Consider the following 16186-nt stretch of genomic DNA (forward strand, 5'->3'; position numbering starts at 1 on the left):
GGAAAACCCGGACCGTTTTAGTCAGCCCTGCAAGCAAGCTCGCAGGGCACAAATCGGGCCACGCGGACGATGGTGGTAGTAGTTCACGCAGCCCTCCTTCAGGATGTTCGAGTTGGGGATTGGGTACACCGGGGGAGAAGTGGTGGCAAGTGGACCTTTACCTTCTCCCCTCGTGGGAGCGTGGGAGAAGGTGTCGCCGAAGGCGACGGATGAGGGGTGTTCCAGGGAAAGCCAACGTCTCACTCCGCTGGAACACCCCTTATCCGTCTCGGCGCTGCGCGCCGATCCACCTTCTCCTACAAGGGGAGAAGGAAAAGGCGCTACTGCCCCGGCCGCCCGGTCTTGCTCGTCCGGCGTTTCTGGCGACGCTCGTCGGCCGGGTCCTCGTAGGAGCCGATGCCGGAGCGTTGGCGGACAACCGGTTTGTCGTCGCGCGCTTCGGTTCTGCTGGCATTCGCCTCCGGTGAGACTGGCTGGGGCTTTGACGGCTTCTTGCCTTCAACCGGCTTTTCCGTCCGCCGTACCGTCATCTCGTCGAGCGAGTTCTTGCGGAAGAGGGGCTTGGTGCGGTCGCCCGGAATGCCGAAGTCTGACCCATGCGCTTCCGCCGCCGACTGCTTCTTGAACAGCGAGCGCGACACGGCACCCGCCGGCGTCGTCATGTCGGTGCCGGGACCCATGTCGTCGATCGACGGCTTGGCGAAGAGCGGCTTCTTCACCGGCACGGCGCCGTCGGCGCCCATCTCGTCGAGATGCGGCTTGCGGAAGAGGTTGGGCCGGGCAGCCTTTGCCGCCTCCTCGGCGGCACGGGCTTCGTCGAGCTTGCGGAAGCGTTCCTGTTCCTCGGCCGTACGATGCTTGGCCACGCCCTTGTTGTGCTTGCCCTTCTCGCGGCCCGAGGCTGGACTCTGGCCTTCCACCTCGCGCGCCAGCGGGTCGTCGGAGATGGCAAGCTCCATCTCGCGCAGCCGCTTGATCTCGTCGCGGACACGCGCGGCTTTCTCGAAATCGAGATTGGCGGCGGCATCGCGCATCTGCTTGTCCAGCGCCTCGAGATGGGTTTTCAGATTGTTGCCGATCATTGCGCCGGCATCGTCGGTGAACTGCGAGATGTCGGCGCGGACATGGTCCTTCTCGTAGACCGAGTCGAGGATGTCGGCGATGCGCGACTTGACCGATTCCGGCGTGATGCCGTTGGCGGTGTTCCATTCCATCTGCTTCTCGCGGCGGCGGTTGGTCTCAGCCATCGCCCGCTCCATCGAGCCGGTGATCTGGTCGGCATAGAGGATGACCTTGCCGTCGACGTTGCGGGCGGCGCGGCCGATGGTCTGGATCAGCGAGGTTTCCGAACGCAGGAAACCTTCCTTGTCGGCGTCGAGGACGGCCACGAAGCCGCATTCGGGAATGTCGAGGCCCTCGCGCAACAGGTTGATGCCGACCAGCACGTCGAAGGCGCCGAGGCGCAGGTCACGCAGGATCTCGATGCGCTCCAGCGTATCGATGTCGGAATGCATGTAGCGGACGCGGATGCCGTTCTCATGCAGATATTCGGTGAGGTCCTCGGCCATGCGCTTGGTCAGCACCGTCACCAGCGTGCGATAGCCGGCACGGGTGGTGTCGCGGATCTCGCCGACGACATCGTCGACCTGGCTCTTGGCCGGACGCACTTCGACCGGCGGATCGATCAGGCCGGTCGGGCGGATGACCTGCTCGGCGAAAACGCCGCCGGACTGCTCCATCTCCCAGCCGCCCGGCGTCGCCGAAACTGCGACCGAAAGCGGACGCATGGCGTCCCATTCCTCGAAGCGCAGCGGCCGGTTGTCCATGCAGGAGGGCAGACGGAAGCCGTATTCCGCCAGCGTCGCCTTGCGACGGAAGTCGCCGCGATACATGCCGCCGATCTGCGGCACGGTGACGTGGCTTTCATCGACGAAGACCAGCGCGTTGTCGGGGATGTATTCGAACAGCGTCGGCGGCGGATCGCCCGGCTGGCGGCCGGTGAGATAGCGCGAATAGTTCTCGATGCCGGCACAGGAACCGGTCGCCTCCAGCATCTCCAGGTCGAAGCGCGTGCGCTGCTCCAGGCGCTGCGCTTCCAGAAGACGGCCAGCTTTTTCAAGCTCTTGCAGGCGCTGCTTGAGTTCTTCCTTGATCGACTTGATGGCTTGATTCAAGGTCGGGCGCGGCGTCACATAGTGCGAGTTGGCGTAGATCTTGACGCTTTTCAGCTCGCCGGTCTTCTGGCCTGTCAGCGGATCGAATTCGGTGATCTGCTCGATCTCGTCGCCGAACATCGAGATGCGCCAGGCGCGGTCTTCCAGGTGGGCCGGAAAGATCTCGATGGTGTCCCCGCGCACGCGAAAAGAGCCGCGCACGAAGTTGATGTCCTGGCGCTTATATTGCTGGGCGACGAGGTCGGCGAGCAGGGAACGCTGATCGAGCCGGTCGCCGACCTGCATCTGGAAGGTCATCGCCGTGTAGGTCTCGACCGAGCCGATACCGTATATGCAGGAGACCGAGGCGACGATGATGACGTCGTCACGCTCGAGCAGCGAGCGCGTCGCCGAATGGCGCATGCGGTCGATCTGCTCGTTGATCGAGGATTCCTTCTCGATGAAAGTATCGGTGCGCGGGACGTAGGCTTCAGGCTGGTAGTAGTCGTAGTAGGAGACGAAATACTCCACCGCATTGTCGGGGAAGAATTTCTTGAACTCGGCATAGAGCTGCGCGGCCAGTGTCTTGTTGGGCGCCAGGATCAAGGCAGGGCGCTGCGTCTCCTCGATCACCTTGGCCATGGTGAAGGTCTTGCCCGAGCCGGTGACGCCAAGCAGCACCTGGGTGCGGTCATTGTTGTCGACGCCCTCGACCAGATCCTTGATGGCGGTCGGCTGGTCGCCGGCGGGCTCGAAATCCGAGACCATCTTGATGGCGATGCCGCCTTCGGATTTGTCGGGGCGGGCAGGGCGGTGCGGCGTCCACAGCACGCCGTCCTTGTGTAGCGGATTGCCGGATTCGATCAGCGCCGACAGCGCCGCGACCGTAGCGGTAACGCCACTGGAGGTCATGGTCTCGGCGTCTTCGAGCGAGATGTCGAGACCGGCGACCGGGTTGAGGCCCGCCGCCGTGCGTTCGCGGGCCGACGCCGCGCCGCCCATCGAGGTGCCGCGCGCCGTGCGCCCCGGCGCGGACGAGCGCTCGGGGATCTTCTTCGGCGTCTTCGCCTTCGGCTGCTTTTCCGCCTCGCGCTCGATCTGTCCGGCCCAATCGGCAATCGAGCCGGTCAGCGGCGCGCCGGAAAACTCGGCCTGCGGCGCCTCGGCAAAGCCACCGGGCTTCAACGGCTCGGCGGCGTCGAGGAATTCGGTCAGCGGACTGCGCCGCTTCGGCGCGCCGTCTTGCGAAGGCGTCTTCTTGCCAGGATGTTTGGCCATGACCCGAATATGGGAGGACTCGGCCAAAATGGAAAGAGCCGAGTGAATGGGCGCCGACCGGGCGCGGACGCTGCTGACAGAAGGCTGTCAGGAGAGGCGTCATGACTTGGTGGGCCAGGGACCGTCCGCCTCCGCGATTGCGGTCGCGGCAAGCGCCGCGGCGACGGCGGCGGCATGACGGGCCTTCGGTCCATCCACCGGCCAGACCAGACGACGCCTGATGGTCAATGCCGGAACCTCGCGGGCAATCTCGATGAGCTGACCGGAGCGGAAATGCTCCCGTAGCACCAGTTCGCTGGCAAGCAACGCGCCCATGCCGGAAATCGCGGCCTGCGCGGCCAGCACGGTCAAGGGGAAGCGCGATCCGTGGTCGATGTTCTTGCGCTGGCGGCCGGCAGCAGTGAACCAGTTTCCCCATGTGGGATAGACGTCGTCGCCCATGGTCTGGTCGATATGGAGGAGGGGCAGGCGGTCGAGCTTCCCGGCGCCGTCCCGGTCGGAGCGGCTTCCGATCAACGCAGGGGCGCAGGCCGGGATTACCCTTTCGGTGAAGAGGTCGGCCGATGCCAGATCCCTGGCCGAACTCTTCCGGTAGCTGATGGCGAGGTCGATGCCTTCCTCCAGCATCGAGTCCAGCGTGATCGACAGGACGATGCGCACGTCCAGCCTGCCGAGCGCCGCACGGACCCTGTCGAGGCGTGGCGCCAGCCAAAGCGAAGAGAAAGAAGGATCGGCTGCGATGGTGAAGGTATCGGCACGGCGCTCGAAACGCAGCCGCCTAAGCCCGGAGGCCAGCGCGTCGAAGCCGCGGTCGATGTCGGGCAACGCCGCCTCGGCAATGCGCGTGAGCGCGATGCCGTTGCCTTCGCGGCTGACCAGCTTGACGCCAAGCCGGTCCTCCAGCTGCCGCAACTGATGGCCGACGGCGCCCGGCGTGACGCCGAGCTCGTCGGCGGCGCGCGTGAGACTGCCGGTCCGCGCGGCGGCGGCCAGCGCCCGCAAAGCCGACAAAGGGAGGTCGCGAAGAAGCGTCATGGATTGAGCTTACCTCAAAATTCGCGAAAGCAAACTCGTTTGCAAACACAGCCGCCATAGACCTAATTTTGTTGAGGTCAGTTCAATCCAAGGAGGGCTTTGCCATGCTCGATATACAGACACGGTCAGCCTCCGTCGGCCGGGCCCTTGAGGCACAGCCCTCCTTGCGAGCGATTCGCAACGAAGGAACACGCATCGCGGTCGAATTCGATGACGGCAGCGCCGGCCGGCTGTCGATGCGCTGGCTGCGGCTTGCCTGTGAGTGCGAGACATGCGGCGACACCGCTTCCGGGAAACGCTGGCTGACGCCCGCGGACGTTCCCGCCGATATCCGGGCAATGTCGATCGAAATCTCGTCCGGCGGGACAATGGATGTGATCTGGCAGGACGGTCATGCCTCGCGCTTCGCGGCGGGCTTTCTGGCTGTCCATGCCGGGCGGCCCGGCGATTTCGGCGCGCCACGCTTTCAGCCGGAACTGTGGAATAGCGATCTCGCCAGCCGGCTCGGCCGCTTCGCCTTCGAGGCCGTGGTCGAGGACGACGAGACGCTTTTTCGATCGCTGCGCGCCTTGCGCGACCACGGCATTGCGATGCTGACCGGCGTTCCGGCCGAGCCCGAGGCGACGCTGCGCGTCGCCGGCCGCTACGGTCCGGTACGCGAGACCAGCTACGGCAAGGTCTTCGACCTCGTCTCACGGCCCGACGCGCGGGTGGCCGGCGAGACGGCGCGGGCGCAGATCCCGCACACCGACGAGCCGTTCCGCTATTCGCCGCCGGGCTTCATCTTCTTCCATGCCATCAGGACCGGCGCCGGCAGCGGCGGCACCTCGCTGATGGTCGATGGTTTCCAGGTGGCCGAGCGAATGCGCAAAAACACGCCGGAACTCTTCGACCTGCTGACCCGTCATGGCGTCACTTTCCATCGCGAGCATGCCGGCGACGTGTTCTTCAGCGCCGAGGCGCATGTCATCAGCCTTGACGCGACCGGCGCTGTCACCGGCATGCGCTTCAACGACCGTTGCCTGGCGCCGCAGACAGGTGCCGTCGATGAGATTGACGGGCTGATCGAAGCGCTTGCCGAGCTGACGCGGCTGATCCGCGATCCGGCGAACCAGTTCCAGCACCAGCTGCAGCCCGGCGAGGTGCTGGTCTTCGACAATCAGCGGGTCCTGCACGGGCGCACCGAATTTGATCCGACCCTGGCCGTCCGCCACCTCAGAAGCTGCAACCTAGACCGCGACGGCGTCCACAGCGCGTTTCGCACGCTGGCGCGGCGTTTCGCGCCGGAAGAAGCGGAGGCGGTGCTCTATCAGGGGGCTATTTTCTGACAATAGCTATGGGTTGGCGCCAACCTCGAAGGTTCGGTTCCTCATCCCCGCCAGGGGCGGGGGAGAGGTGTCCGCGAAGCGGACGGAGAGGGGGCTTCATAAGGCGCAAGCCCTTCTCTTCGAGGCGCTTTCGCCGCCCGAACCGGCGCTCCCCTCTCCGTCTCGGCTTCGCCGAGCCACCTCTCCCCCATTTCATGGGGGGCGAGGAATCCAAGACTTGCGACCCTCAATTGAACCATAGCGCAAACGTCAAGAATCCGGCGCCGCCGAACTCGCGCTGGATCTGGTCGAAATCCTCGCTGGTGAGGATCTTGCCGCTTTCGAGATAGGGCGCGATGCCGGGGCCGGTGATCGACAGGACGAGGTCGAAAGGTTTCGGCTCGTCGAAGAAGCGCTTCATGTTGATGCCCTTGCCGGCGATGCGGAAATGCGGCAGCAGCACGCGACCTTCGAGAAGGTCCTCAGCCACCGTCAGCGTGGCGAGCCAGGCCTGCACCTGCTCCGCGCCGACCTCGAGGCCGGTCAGCGGGTTGACGCCCTTCTGCTGCGGTCCCGGCAGCCATTCGCGGTCATTGTCGGTCTCGGCCAGGATCGATTTCCAGTCCTCGCGCGACAGCCGGATCATCTCCAGCAGGTGGCGTCGCGCGGCTTGCCGGCGTTCCGGCTCGATCACCGGCCAGTTGACGAGATGCACCAGCGAAATGAAGTCCGCAAAGCGCCATTCCGAGGCGAACATGTTGCCGCTCATGCCACCGTCCAGCGGCACCAGCGCGTCCTGCAGCGGCAGTTTGGCACGCGGGAACAGCATGTGGAAAGAGCCGTCGAAGGCATTGCGGAAATCATGCGCCAACCAGAAATCGGCCTGCGCCATCAGGAACTCGGCGTAGCCTTGCAGCCAAAACCCGTCGGCGCGGTCGAAGCGGAAGATAAGCGAAGGCGCGGCATTGCCCGTGTCGATGCTGCCGCGTGAGAGCGACGCCATGATGGCCGCGATGCTTTCGTCGGGAGCGAGCGTGCCATCCTCGTTGAGGTCGATGCCGACACGGGTGAGATCGACCACCATACCGATATCGGTATCTTTTGGCACGGAGCCGAGCGTGGCGGCCGACTTTTCGAGCCGGTCACGGAAAGTGACCAGTATGGCGCGGAATTCTTCGTAGGTCAGCGGCTGCGGGTTGGGATTGTCGGGCACGGGCAGCTGCATCAGCGGCAGCATGAAGGATTTCGGGCTCTCGAAACCGTGGCGATGCAGGCCGCTGGCGAGGAACTCGAGCGCGGTGAAGAATTCGCCGGCGCCTGCCGCATAGGCCGAGGCCGGGTCCTTGGCAGCTGCCGCCTCCAAGGTAGACAGCGCCGTGTTCCGGTCGGCCACGCTCTTCGCCTCGAACATGGACTTAGCCGCGTCCGGCATCTCCGCCCAGGCAAACGACGCCGGCAGGAATGCAAACAGGGCTGCTGCAAGGATCGCTCTACGCATCGTCGTCGCCCTCCACCGCATGATACGCGAGCATACACGTATTTCGATCAGCCCGAGAGCCCGTCGCAGGATCGCCGGTGACCGCTTCAACCGGCCCGTCAGACAGTCTACACAGGGCGAAAATGGATGGACCCGTGTCGAACTATCCGCTTGCCTACAAACTGTCGTGGCTGCCGCGCCTGCTGAGACCGTCGCTTGCCGGCGACAGGAGCGGTTTGGCGGCGCCGGCGGCGAATTTGCTCGATCCGCAGCCCATGCGAAAGGTGCGGCTGGCCTTCGTCGGCGACATTTCGGCGGTCGCCAATCGCGATGCGCCGGAATGCGATCCGGCGATCGCGGCGCTGCTTTCATCCGCCGACCTCGTGGTCGGCAATTGCGAAAGCCCGATCGTCGAACGCCCACATGCGGTGGCCGGCACGTGGCTCGGCACGCATCATGCGATGAGCGAGCGTTTCCTGGCCGATGCGCTGGCAACGGCCGGCATTGAGCGCGACAGGCTGGTGCTGTCCTTGGCCAACAACCATATGCTCGATCAGGGCATAGCCGGTTTCGAGGAAACGCTCGCGGCGCTGAGCCGGCTCGGGATCCGAACCATCGGCACGGTTGCCGGCGGACCGGTCCAGCGCCATTCAGCCGGACCGCTGACGATCGGCTTCGCGGCTTTCACACTCTGGCGCAACACGAACGCCGTGTCGTTCGAGGCGCGCATCTCGATGCGTGCCGCCGAATGGCCGCGCGACGCCGTTTCCGGCATCGATCTCGCCTGCGCCCTGCCGCACTGGGACTGGGAGTTCCGGCATTTTCCGCGGCCGGCGACGCGGGCGCTGGCAGGGCGGCTGGCGGATCAGGGCGCCCGGCTGGTCGTCGGGCATCATGCCCATGTCGTGCAGCCAATCGGGCGGATCGGCGGCAGCGTGATCGCCTACGGCCTTGGCGATTTTCTCGGCACTGCCTTTGCAAGGCTGCCATGGCCGGCACGCGTCGGCTCGATTTTCGTGGTCGATGTCAGCGCCGATCCGGCCACGCGCGGCGCCATCGCCGCCTACAAGATGCATTTCTTCATGCGGCTGCGGGCAGGCAGCCATGAGCGGCTGGTGCCGGTCGAGGCTCTGGATGGCGCGCTCAAGCAGAGGGTCGCGGTCCGGCTGGAAGCGATTTCTCCCACGTCAGCGGCCTAGCTGCAGATCGCAGCGAGCGCAGGCGACTTTCGCGCAAAAACCGCTATCATGGCCGCATCTCAGCGGCGGCCGGGGTGGCCATGGAAGCAGCGGATTTCATGCCGAGCGAGGCGGTGATCGCAGGCATCAGGCGCGGCATCGAGGGTTATGAGGCGAAACGGGCGTCGGCCCAGCGACAGGTGCGCTGGCGGGTGCCGGTGTTCGTCGGCATCGTCGTCGTCTTCGTCGTGCTCATCGCCTGGCTGTTCAACGCTGCCGCCGATCCTCACGAACAATGGTTCTCGACGCCGCATGTCTTTCTCTATCTCGGCGGCCTCGTCGTCGCGGTGCTGCTCTATTTCCAGGCGCTGAGACCAGCGACCCGGCTGCAGCAATCGTTCCGCGACACGCTGCTGCCGATGATCTTCGGCTTCGTGCGCGACGTGCGCTACCAGCATGGCACGCGGCCGAACTCCTTCGACAGGATGCCGCGCGAAACCGTCGCCGCTTTCAGCCGCCAGAGTTTCGACGACGTCATTTCCGGGCGCTACGAGGATTTTCCCTTCGAGCTCTACGAGGCGAAGCTCTGGGAGGGCTCCGGCAAAAGCGAGACGACCGCTTTCAAGGGCGTCATCGTCGCCTTCGAGACCATCGAGCCGTTCCCGGGCACGCTGGTGGCGGCGCGCAAGGCCGGCAAGGTAGCGCATTTCTTCCGTGGCGTGTTCGCCAGCAAGATGCAGGAGCTGTCCTCCGGCGTCGAAGACCTCGATGCCACCTATGAATTCCGCACCGACAATGTCGAGGCGGCGCGGCCGCTGGTCACCGGCCGGATGGCGCAGGCGCTGACCTGGCTGCGCGAGACATGGCCCTACGACCAGGCGCGGTTGGCGCTCAGCGGCAGCGACGGCTTTCTGCTGATGCCGAGGTCCAAGAACTTCTTCGAGCTGCCGGACATCTCGCAGCCGATCGATTACAACATGCACGTCGCGCCAATGATCACCGATTTTGGCGCGATGCTGGCCACCGCTGCACTGGTGCGCAAGATCGGCGCGAGGGATGAAGTGAGCGGATAGACCTCAGCAGTCGAAGCCGTATTGAGTACGCATGTAGTCGGCCTCTTCCTTCGACATCTTCTTGAGCATCACGCAGACGGTGAAGCTGCCGACCTGATGGCCGTTCCTGGTGTAGCCCCAGTCGGAAATATCGTCCCTTGTGAATTCGATGTTCTGGCCGAGGACGACGTTTTGAACGACTTCAGGCTCATTCGCCAATATGCCGACGAAGCCGGTCTCGGTCCGTTTGAAGGGGATGACCCAGAAATGCTCCGTCGCATTGCCGTCGGCGATCATCACCTTCAGCTTGAACTTGTCGGTTCCGGGCGGCGGGGTGTCGGACAAAGCCAGGAATTCATCGAGGCTCGATCGCGCCTTTTCGATCGCCGCCGCCATCTCGGCGTCGTCGGAGGCGATCATCATGGCCTTGTCGTCGCTTTGCGCCCGAGCATGCGAAGGAGCGAGCGCCAGCAGCAGGCATAGCGCGATACGAACGGCAATTGTCATGACATCCCCCAACCCGGTCAAGACCACTATCTTCCTGTAATATGTCGGGATTATCAATCGAACTGCGGCTCGCCGCCGTCGCTGATCTTCATCGGGGCATGATAAGCGGGAATGGCTTCGGCAGCCGAAGCGAAGGCCACCAAATGCGTCCAATTGCGCGGAGAGGACAGGATATGCGACTGAGATTTGCGGCAGTGGCGTTCGCAGCGATCGTGCTTTGCACCGGGCTTGCCCGTGCCGAGGACCCGAAGGCCTTCAAGCTGACGATCGACGGCGTGACCGTCGACATCGATCCCGGCGAGGATGTCGAGGTGACCTTGCCCGGCGGCAAGACCAGCAAGGTGCGGATCGAGCACAATGATTTCGCGACCTTCTCGGGCGGCACATTCTCTTTCGTCCATCCGAGCACCAATTCGGTCACCAAGACCGATCTCGGCGACGGCATCGCCCAGTATCTGATGGCATCGGCGCTCGGCACCCTGGTCGTGGTGCAGAAGTACGACAAGATGAACCCCGTCTCGCTCAACCAGCTGATGCTGCAGGAGATGACCAAGGAAACGATCCAGGCGGGCGGGCAGCTGACGCAGCAGCCGACGAGCCGCAAGTTAGCCGACGGCAAGGCGTTAACGGGGCTCAAGGCGACCGTGAAGACGCGTACCGACAGCGCGGATTTCGAGATCGTAGGCTTCGGCACCGCCGATCAGGGACTGCTCTTCATCACGCGCATCGGCGATCCGGACAACGCCACGGAACAGCCGCTGATCGACAAGTTTTGGGAGACCTTGAAGATCAAGCTGTAAGGCGGACGATATTCAGGTGAGGGCGGCCTGACTTGAATCTGACGCGCCTTGAATTGGCTTACAGACCCGTCAACCCGGCCAGCCAGCTCGCCGAGCGCTTCGCCGCGTCGACCGTTGCGCCGGCGGCGCGGCTGAGATCGGTCTTGACCACGGCATAGCCGGTTTTGGTACGGTAAATCACGGCGCGACCGCCATCCACCGATCCGTCGAAGGCGACGGGCTTCGCGGCTTCCGTCTCGCTGGCGGTCACCGTTCCTCCGACCGGAGCGCTCGGGCGATGGTCGAGCTCGGGCGGCAGCGGGGCGATGGTTTCGACAACGCGGTTTTTTGGCGTCAGATCCGGCCTGGAGGCTTTCGCGGCAAGCTCGGAGGAAGAGGCCGAGCCCTTGACGCGGCAGATGCCCGAAACCAGCGGATAGTTGAAGTTGCGCTGGTGCAGCATCTGGCTCTTCATCGCCGCCTCGCAATCGGCGACCGTCGCCCATTTGGCCGGCGTCTCGCCGATATATTCGCACAGCTTGGCATCGCAGTCGCAGCCGACAATGGTCATGGCGACAAGGGCGGTCTTGATCACGGTCTTGTCCCTTCGAAATTTCTCCCCACCCCGCTCGCATCAATCCATGCCGAACAAGGCGGGATTTGGCCGCCATTGTGAAATGTGGATGACGGCACGTTTCCGAAGGTTGCTCAGCCGGCGACTGTGACCGAAATGCCTCAGTCGTCGGCGTAGACATGTTCCAATTTGGCACCGGCCTTGGCCAGAGCCGGCAGGACCAAGTGCAGCTTGCCACGGCGACGGCCAGCGCGGTGCGGCGCGTGTCGGGCGGTATCGGGATGGGCTGGCTGAACAGGATGCGCGCGCCTTCGGGGGCGGCGATCTCCGCGCCCGAGGTCACCGTGATCATGATCTCGTCCTTGCCGCCGATCTCGACGAAGGAGATTCCCTTGTCGATGAGGCGCGGGATCATCCCGGTAAAGGCCTGCGAGCGGCTGGTGACGAAGATGGTGCCGTCGCCGCCGAGATCGCGTTCGAGAAGCGTGTCCGGCTCGTTGCGCGCCGCCTCGCCGACCGGGCCCTTGGCCCAGACATGGATGTCGGGCGGGCTCGGATCGCCGGCGCTGGCCAAAACCGATCTGCTGAGATCGGCGCACCATTGCTTGATTGTGTCGGCCAGGCCGAAGGCGAGCTTGCGTTCGCTGGTGCGGATGGAGTCGTCGCCGGCGGCGGGCTCGACCGCAAACAGGCCGGCGCGCTTTTCGGCATAGGGAAAATCGGACCAGGGCGCCTTGTCGAGAAAGCCGGCGTAATCGCCGGCGACCTTGGCCTGGTAGATGTCGGCCGCGACGCGCTTGCCGGCGGTTGCTTCGGTTACTCGGCCGACCGTGTTCTCGTAGGCCCACTGGATGGCGTGGTCGATCGTCAGGCCGGTGCCGATGAGCGTCGGCGCGACGTAATCGAGGGTGTCGATGCCACGAGCAGACGTCACACGGATGATCATCGCATAGTCCTGCCAGTAATGGCCGACATAGGCCCAATAGGGAAAGCCGCTGGGCTGATCCTTGCCGACAAAGGCGGCGTAGTCGTGCGCGGCATGGATGGTTGCCCATTTCGGATAAGCGAGCCAGGTCGACGGCGCGGGCGACTGATAGTCCGGTATCGCTTGCCGGACCTTCGCGGCGAGTTGTGCCGGCGGAGCTCCGTCGGCGATGCCGGGCAATGGGGTCTTGTCGAGCGCCGGGGTGGTGAGAAAGCCGTAGGCCAGCCCGACGACCGGGATCAGCACCGCGATAACGACCAACCAGAGAATTGTCTTGATGAGCCGTCTCAGCCAGCGCAGCAGGAACATGTCAGGCCGTGCCCGGATCGTGACGGCGTTTCGTTGAATCGCCATCACGATCCAGCTCTTTGCTGGAGCATGATCTTGCCCCGAAAACCGGTTCCCACTTTTCGGGATCATGCTGTGGATCGAGGGGTCGGCATATCGGCAAAAGGCCGGCACGGTCGGCGAAGATGCCGGCGATGGCAAGCTTGCGGCTCAGCGGCATGAAGTATCCCCCTTCACGTCACGCCGAACGTTAGCCGATTTTGGCGCGGGGAACAGCCCGGCTCCGCAACAAAGCGCGAAACCGGTTACCGGCGCGGGCGATCCCCGGGAAGCGCCTCTCGTCCGCTTGGCAGCGCATCGCGACAACCAGTCGGGAAGTCGTCCCCAAAAAGACAGTCGGCGCTGGGATTTCTCCCAGCGCCTCCCTGTCAGATCAGAACCGGTTAAGGCAGCAACTTCCGTAAAGTCGTCGCGCCAGGCCAGCCTTGATTTTGACGGTCCTGCCAGTCGCCACCCGAGGGCAGCTCCCGTTCCAGACCACGCCGATCTCCACCCTTGCGGGCTTCGCCCAGCGTGCCATCGAAGGTTTTTCCCGGCCTTCATGGCAGCATCGGTCCGCCGTCGGCGTTGGCACGCTTTCCGCGGCACCCGTAGGTCTCGGCATCCGTCCCTGAAACAGGCAAGCCTGCTCTCGTTCCGGGCCGTACGGGCCTCAGGAAATCCGCCTTGCGCTTTTGCCTTTCGGCTGGGGCGTTCAGTGGCCGCCTGAGATGGGTTTAACGTACGCCGGGTAAGGGGTTTGGGGAATGCCGGCAGCCCTGTGGATAGCGGGATTATCGGGGACCAATGGCAAAAGCCTCGGAATCTTTCGGCTGAGCCCCTTAGACAGCCTGCCCGTTTTTTTAGCGACCCTGGACGTTGGAGCCTTGCCCCGCCGCCCCGTCCGCGTTTCAATGCCGGCAAAAGACTTTGGTCGCAGCGCGGGTGCCGCCGCATATTTGCGACGTGCCTCGGGGGAGGTCGGCTTGAAGGTCGGGGTGGTTCTCAATCCGGTTGCCGGAGGCGGCAGGCTCAAGCGGCATTGGGCGGAGGCAGCGGCGTCGCTCAAGGCGAATTTCGGCGATTTCGACCTGCGCGAGACGCAAACCGGCGGCGATGCCGAGCGGCTGGCGATCGACCTCGCAGCCAGCGGGTGCGAACTGGTGATCGCTGCCGGCGGCGACGGCACCGCCAGCGAGGTGGCCGACGGGCTGCTGCAGGCGCGGCAGGAAAGTGGCCGCGAAAGCGCGCTTGGGCTCCTGCCTTGTGGCACCGGCATCGACTTCGCGCGCGGGCTTGGCCTGCCGCGCGGCATAGGCGCCTCGGTCAAGAAAATCGCCGACGCCGAGGGGCGCAAGATCGATGCCGGCCGCATCTGCTACATCGACGACCATGGCGCGCTGGCCAGCCGGCATTTCATCAATATCGCCAGCCTCGGCCTGTCCGGCGCGACGGATCGCGCCGTCAATACCGACAAGCGCATGGGCAGGGTCTCGGCCAAGGCGCTGTTCTTCTGGCGCACCGTGCTGGAGTTCGTCCGCTATCGCTTCCAGGACGTCCGGATCACCATCGACGACGGCGAGCCGGTCGAGGCGCGCGTGGCGCTGGTGGCGGTGGCGAACGGCAAATTCTTCGGTGGTGGCATGATGATCGCCCCGGACGCCGAGCTCGCCGACGGCCAGTTCGACATCGTCATCCTGCGCGCCGCCGGCAAGCTCGGCCTGATAAGGGACATCCGCCTGCTCTATGGCGGCCGGCATCGCAACCATCCGGCGATCACCATCCTGCGCGGCCGCAAGGTGCTGGTCGAGCCATTGGGCGATGCGGAGAAGAACGGCGCGCTGGTCGACATAGACGGCGAGTCGCCGGGCCGGATTCCGGCGACGTTCGAGATCCTGCCCGGCGCGCTGACGCTGAGAGGTTGACGCGTTGCGGTCGATCTAGTGTTTGGTATTGGCCTTCAGCAACTCGACAACTCGCTGATCGGCCTGTGTCCCAACGGCTATATCGACAGGCTTTTGTCCGGCGCTGTCTGGAATGTTGGGATTCGCGCCCTTCTCAAGCAGCCATTTTATGTAGGCGAACTGCTGGTCGCCGGCCGGCTGCCCCGGGCCATTGTAGGAAGCATTGGCGAGCAGGGTCTTTCCCTTTTCAACTTTGTTGATATCCATTCCACGATCAAGCATGAGCTGGGTGATTTCTATATCCCGCCTGTATCCAGCGCCCGATACCGGCCCCCATCTTTGCTCATCATTCAATTCGAAATCCGCACCTTGGATCAGAGCCTGTTTGACGCCCTCCACATTGCCCCAAAAGGCATAGGTTCCAAGCATGGCTTTGGCATTTGCCCACTGAGGGGCGATACCGTGCGCCTTGGCAGCTTTCACCCTCTGATAATCCGTGACGGCTTTTTGATATTGAGGGGAGTTTGTCAGCGTGGCCATATAGGTGATTTTCTTCCGGTGCTTCGGCGAGAATTTCTCGTAGCCGTAAACACCTCTAGCACCGCAACTCATTGCCCGGCACTGGCCTGTCGGGTCGTTCAAAGTCACGCTCGTCGGCGTCGGGACGACATGCAGCACGCACCCGTTTCCATAGGTCGTATCATAGTAGGTAAACTGTCCCTGATCCCGTTCAGCTATTCCGGAAATCGAGCAGGAATGACCGTTGGAAAATTGCAGCGACGCCCGAAAATACATTGAGTCCTTGTCGTATGGAACCAATTCCAGGACGTCAGTAGCGTCGTGCTTTTCCGTCTTCCCGTTGTCAAAAAAGTCGGTCTGGAAATTATACCAGTACATCCCCTCCAGCTTGCTCAAATCCTTTGGAAGGACGGATGAGGCTGTGTGCGTTTCCGCAGCCGTAGAAGCGTTGTCAAATCCACACAACGCCAGACATACGAGCAAAGTCAGTCTCTTCATATCTGGTTCCGCCAACGCGATGAGTTGCTGACTAAGCTGACTTGAAAATCGTCGCGGCAAGATAGAGGAGCAGAACCAGGAAAATGAACAGGTCCGAGACCATGGCGATGTTTCGTTGGTGTTGCGATCGGCTTTGCGCAGGTGCAGCGCTCCCGCCAGACCATAGAACAGGCCGCCGGCGATGGCCGCCGGCACGACCCATTCGCGGTTCAGCAGCGACAGGGCGCCGAGCGTGCCGATGGCGAAGTTGCCGAAGCCCAGTTCGCGCACGATGGTCTCCGCCGCCTTGTCCTTGATGCCGAAGATGCTGTCGGCGGTGAAGGCGGGATTGGCCATCTGCCTTATGCCGGCGAGAAGCAATCGAATGCCAACGCCCCAGAAGACGAACCATTTTCCGATGAGAAACCAGAGGCCGGCATCGCTGTGAAGCCCAAAGGCTTCGATCAGGATGGAGGCGACGGGAAAGACGCCCATCAAGAGCACAACAACCGCCAGATACATCAGCTACCCCCCGAGCTTCGATCCAAAGATATCTGACGGGAACTGAGATTTTGAATCAAGCGGCTGAGAGGTTGATTCGAGGATTTGCGCTAAGCGGCTGAGAAAGCTGGCT

At 63.7% G+C, this 16186-nt stretch carries 13 protein-coding genes; 6 read left to right on the top strand and 7 right to left on the bottom strand.

Going from position 1 to position 16186, the window contains the following annotated elements; genetic code table 11:
* Window positions 1-320 precede the first annotated feature (320 nt).
* Window positions 321-3431 carry an excinuclease ABC subunit UvrB gene (gene uvrB, locus LB572_RS18825; RefSeq protein ID WP_318014047.1) on the bottom strand — a complete coding sequence of 1037 codons (3111 nt, stop codon included), beginning with the start codon at window positions 3429-3431 and terminating at the stop codon, window positions 321-323.
* Between the two features lie 99 nt (window positions 3432-3530).
* Window positions 3531-4466, bottom strand: coding sequence for a LysR substrate-binding domain-containing protein (locus LB572_RS18830; protein WP_224668747.1), 936 nt, complete (start codon window positions 4464-4466; stop codon window positions 3531-3533).
* A gap of 164 nt (window positions 4467-4630) precedes the next feature.
* Between LB572_RS18830 and LB572_RS18835 the strand changes: the two genes are divergently transcribed.
* A complete protein-coding gene (locus LB572_RS18835; protein ID WP_224668748.1) occupies window positions 4631-5794 on the top strand; it encodes a clavaminate synthase family protein in 1164 nt (387 codons plus the stop codon).
* Window positions 5795-6020: 226 nt separating this feature from the next.
* Here LB572_RS18835 and LB572_RS18840 read toward each other — a convergent pair whose 3' ends face one another.
* The gene (locus LB572_RS18840) at window positions 6021-7271 is read right to left on the bottom strand and encodes a hypothetical protein (RefSeq protein WP_224668749.1); all 1251 of its coding nucleotides are present in this window, start codon (window positions 7269-7271) and stop codon (window positions 6021-6023) included.
* Window positions 7272-7405: 134 nt separating this feature from the next.
* Here LB572_RS18840 and LB572_RS18845 point away from each other — a divergent pair, with 134 nt between their 5' ends.
* Entirely contained in the window at window positions 7406-8449 is a 1044-nt protein-coding gene (locus LB572_RS18845; protein ID WP_224668750.1) for a CapA family protein, read from the top strand.
* 80 nt (window positions 8450-8529) lie between these two features.
* Window positions 8530-9501, top strand: coding sequence for a DUF3137 domain-containing protein (locus tag LB572_RS18850; protein ID WP_224668751.1), 972 nt, complete (start codon window positions 8530-8532; stop codon window positions 9499-9501).
* Window positions 9502-9504: 3 nt separating this feature from the next.
* Here the strand turns inward: LB572_RS18850 and LB572_RS18855 are convergent, their stop codons facing one another.
* Entirely contained in the window at window positions 9505-9987 is a 483-nt protein-coding gene (locus tag LB572_RS18855; protein ID WP_224668752.1) for a YegJ family protein, read from the bottom strand.
* Between the two features lie 173 nt (window positions 9988-10160).
* On the opposite strand from LB572_RS18855, the gene LB572_RS18860 reads away from it, so the two are divergent.
* Complete coding sequence (locus LB572_RS18860; protein ID WP_224668753.1) at window positions 10161-10787, top strand: hypothetical protein; 627 nt, start codon at window positions 10161-10163, stop codon at window positions 10785-10787.
* A gap of 58 nt (window positions 10788-10845) precedes the next feature.
* On the opposite strand, the gene LB572_RS18865 is transcribed toward LB572_RS18860, so the two are convergent.
* Window positions 10846-11361 (bottom strand): hypothetical protein, encoded by a 516-nt coding sequence (locus tag LB572_RS18865; RefSeq protein ID WP_224668754.1) that lies wholly within the window; start codon window positions 11359-11361, stop codon window positions 10846-10848.
* A gap of 158 nt (window positions 11362-11519) precedes the next feature.
* On the opposite strand from LB572_RS18865, the gene LB572_RS34440 reads away from it, so the two are divergent.
* Window positions 11520-12053 carry a hypothetical protein gene (locus tag LB572_RS34440; protein WP_263498140.1) on the top strand — a complete coding sequence of 178 codons (534 nt, stop codon included), beginning with the start codon at window positions 11520-11522 and terminating at the stop codon, window positions 12051-12053.
* Window positions 12054-12635: 582 nt separating this feature from the next.
* Here LB572_RS34440 and LB572_RS18870 read toward each other — a convergent pair.
* Window positions 12636-12833, bottom strand: a complete 198-nt coding sequence (locus LB572_RS18870) for a hypothetical protein (protein ID WP_224668755.1) — start codon at window positions 12831-12833, stop codon at window positions 12636-12638.
* An 805-nt stretch (window positions 12834-13638) separates the two neighbouring features.
* On the opposite strand from LB572_RS18870, the gene LB572_RS18875 reads away from it, so the two are divergent.
* Window positions 13639-14577, top strand: a complete 939-nt coding sequence (locus LB572_RS18875; protein ID WP_224668756.1) for a diacylglycerol/lipid kinase family protein — start codon at window positions 13639-13641, stop codon at window positions 14575-14577.
* Between the two features lie 15 nt (window positions 14578-14592).
* On the opposite strand, the gene LB572_RS18880 is transcribed toward LB572_RS18875, so the two are convergent.
* Window positions 14593-16074, bottom strand: a complete 1482-nt coding sequence (locus tag LB572_RS18880) for an ankyrin repeat domain-containing protein (protein ID WP_224668757.1) — start codon at window positions 16072-16074, stop codon at window positions 14593-14595.
* Window positions 16075-16186: the final 112 nt, after the last annotated feature.

Source organism: Mesorhizobium sp. BH1-1-5 (assembly GCF_020165615.1).
Lineage (GTDB): Bacteria > Pseudomonadota > Alphaproteobacteria > Rhizobiales > Rhizobiaceae > Mesorhizobium.

Excerpts from the sequence above, each read along its gene's own strand:
- LB572_RS18840 (WP_224668749.1), bottom strand. The coding sequence starts at position 7,271 with ATGCGTAGAGCGATCCTTGCAGCAGCCCTGTTTGCATTCCTGCCGGCG.
- LB572_RS18855 (WP_224668752.1), bottom strand. The coding sequence starts at position 9,987 with ATGACAATTGCCGTTCGTATCGCGCTATGCCTGCTGCTGGCGCTCGCT.
- LB572_RS18850 (WP_224668751.1), top strand. The coding sequence starts at position 8,530 with ATGGAAGCAGCGGATTTCATGCCGAGCGAGGCGGTGATCGCAGGCATC.
- LB572_RS18860 (WP_224668753.1), top strand. The coding sequence starts at position 10,161 with ATGCGACTGAGATTTGCGGCAGTGGCGTTCGCAGCGATCGTGCTTTGC.
- LB572_RS18880 (WP_224668757.1), bottom strand. The coding sequence starts at position 16,074 with ATGTATCTGGCGGTTGTTGTGCTCTTGATGGGCGTCTTTCCCGTCGCC.
- LB572_RS18870 (WP_224668755.1), bottom strand. The coding sequence starts at position 12,833 with ATGCCGCTGAGCCGCAAGCTTGCCATCGCCGGCATCTTCGCCGACCGT.
- LB572_RS18830 (WP_224668747.1), bottom strand. The coding sequence starts at position 4,466 with ATGACGCTTCTTCGCGACCTCCCTTTGTCGGCTTTGCGGGCGCTGGCC.
- uvrB (WP_318014047.1), bottom strand. The coding sequence starts at position 3,431 with ATGGCCAAACATCCTGGCAAGAAGACGCCTTCGCAAGACGGCGCGCCG.
- LB572_RS34440 (WP_263498140.1), top strand. The coding sequence starts at position 11,520 with ATGTTCCAATTTGGCACCGGCCTTGGCCAGAGCCGGCAGGACCAAGTG.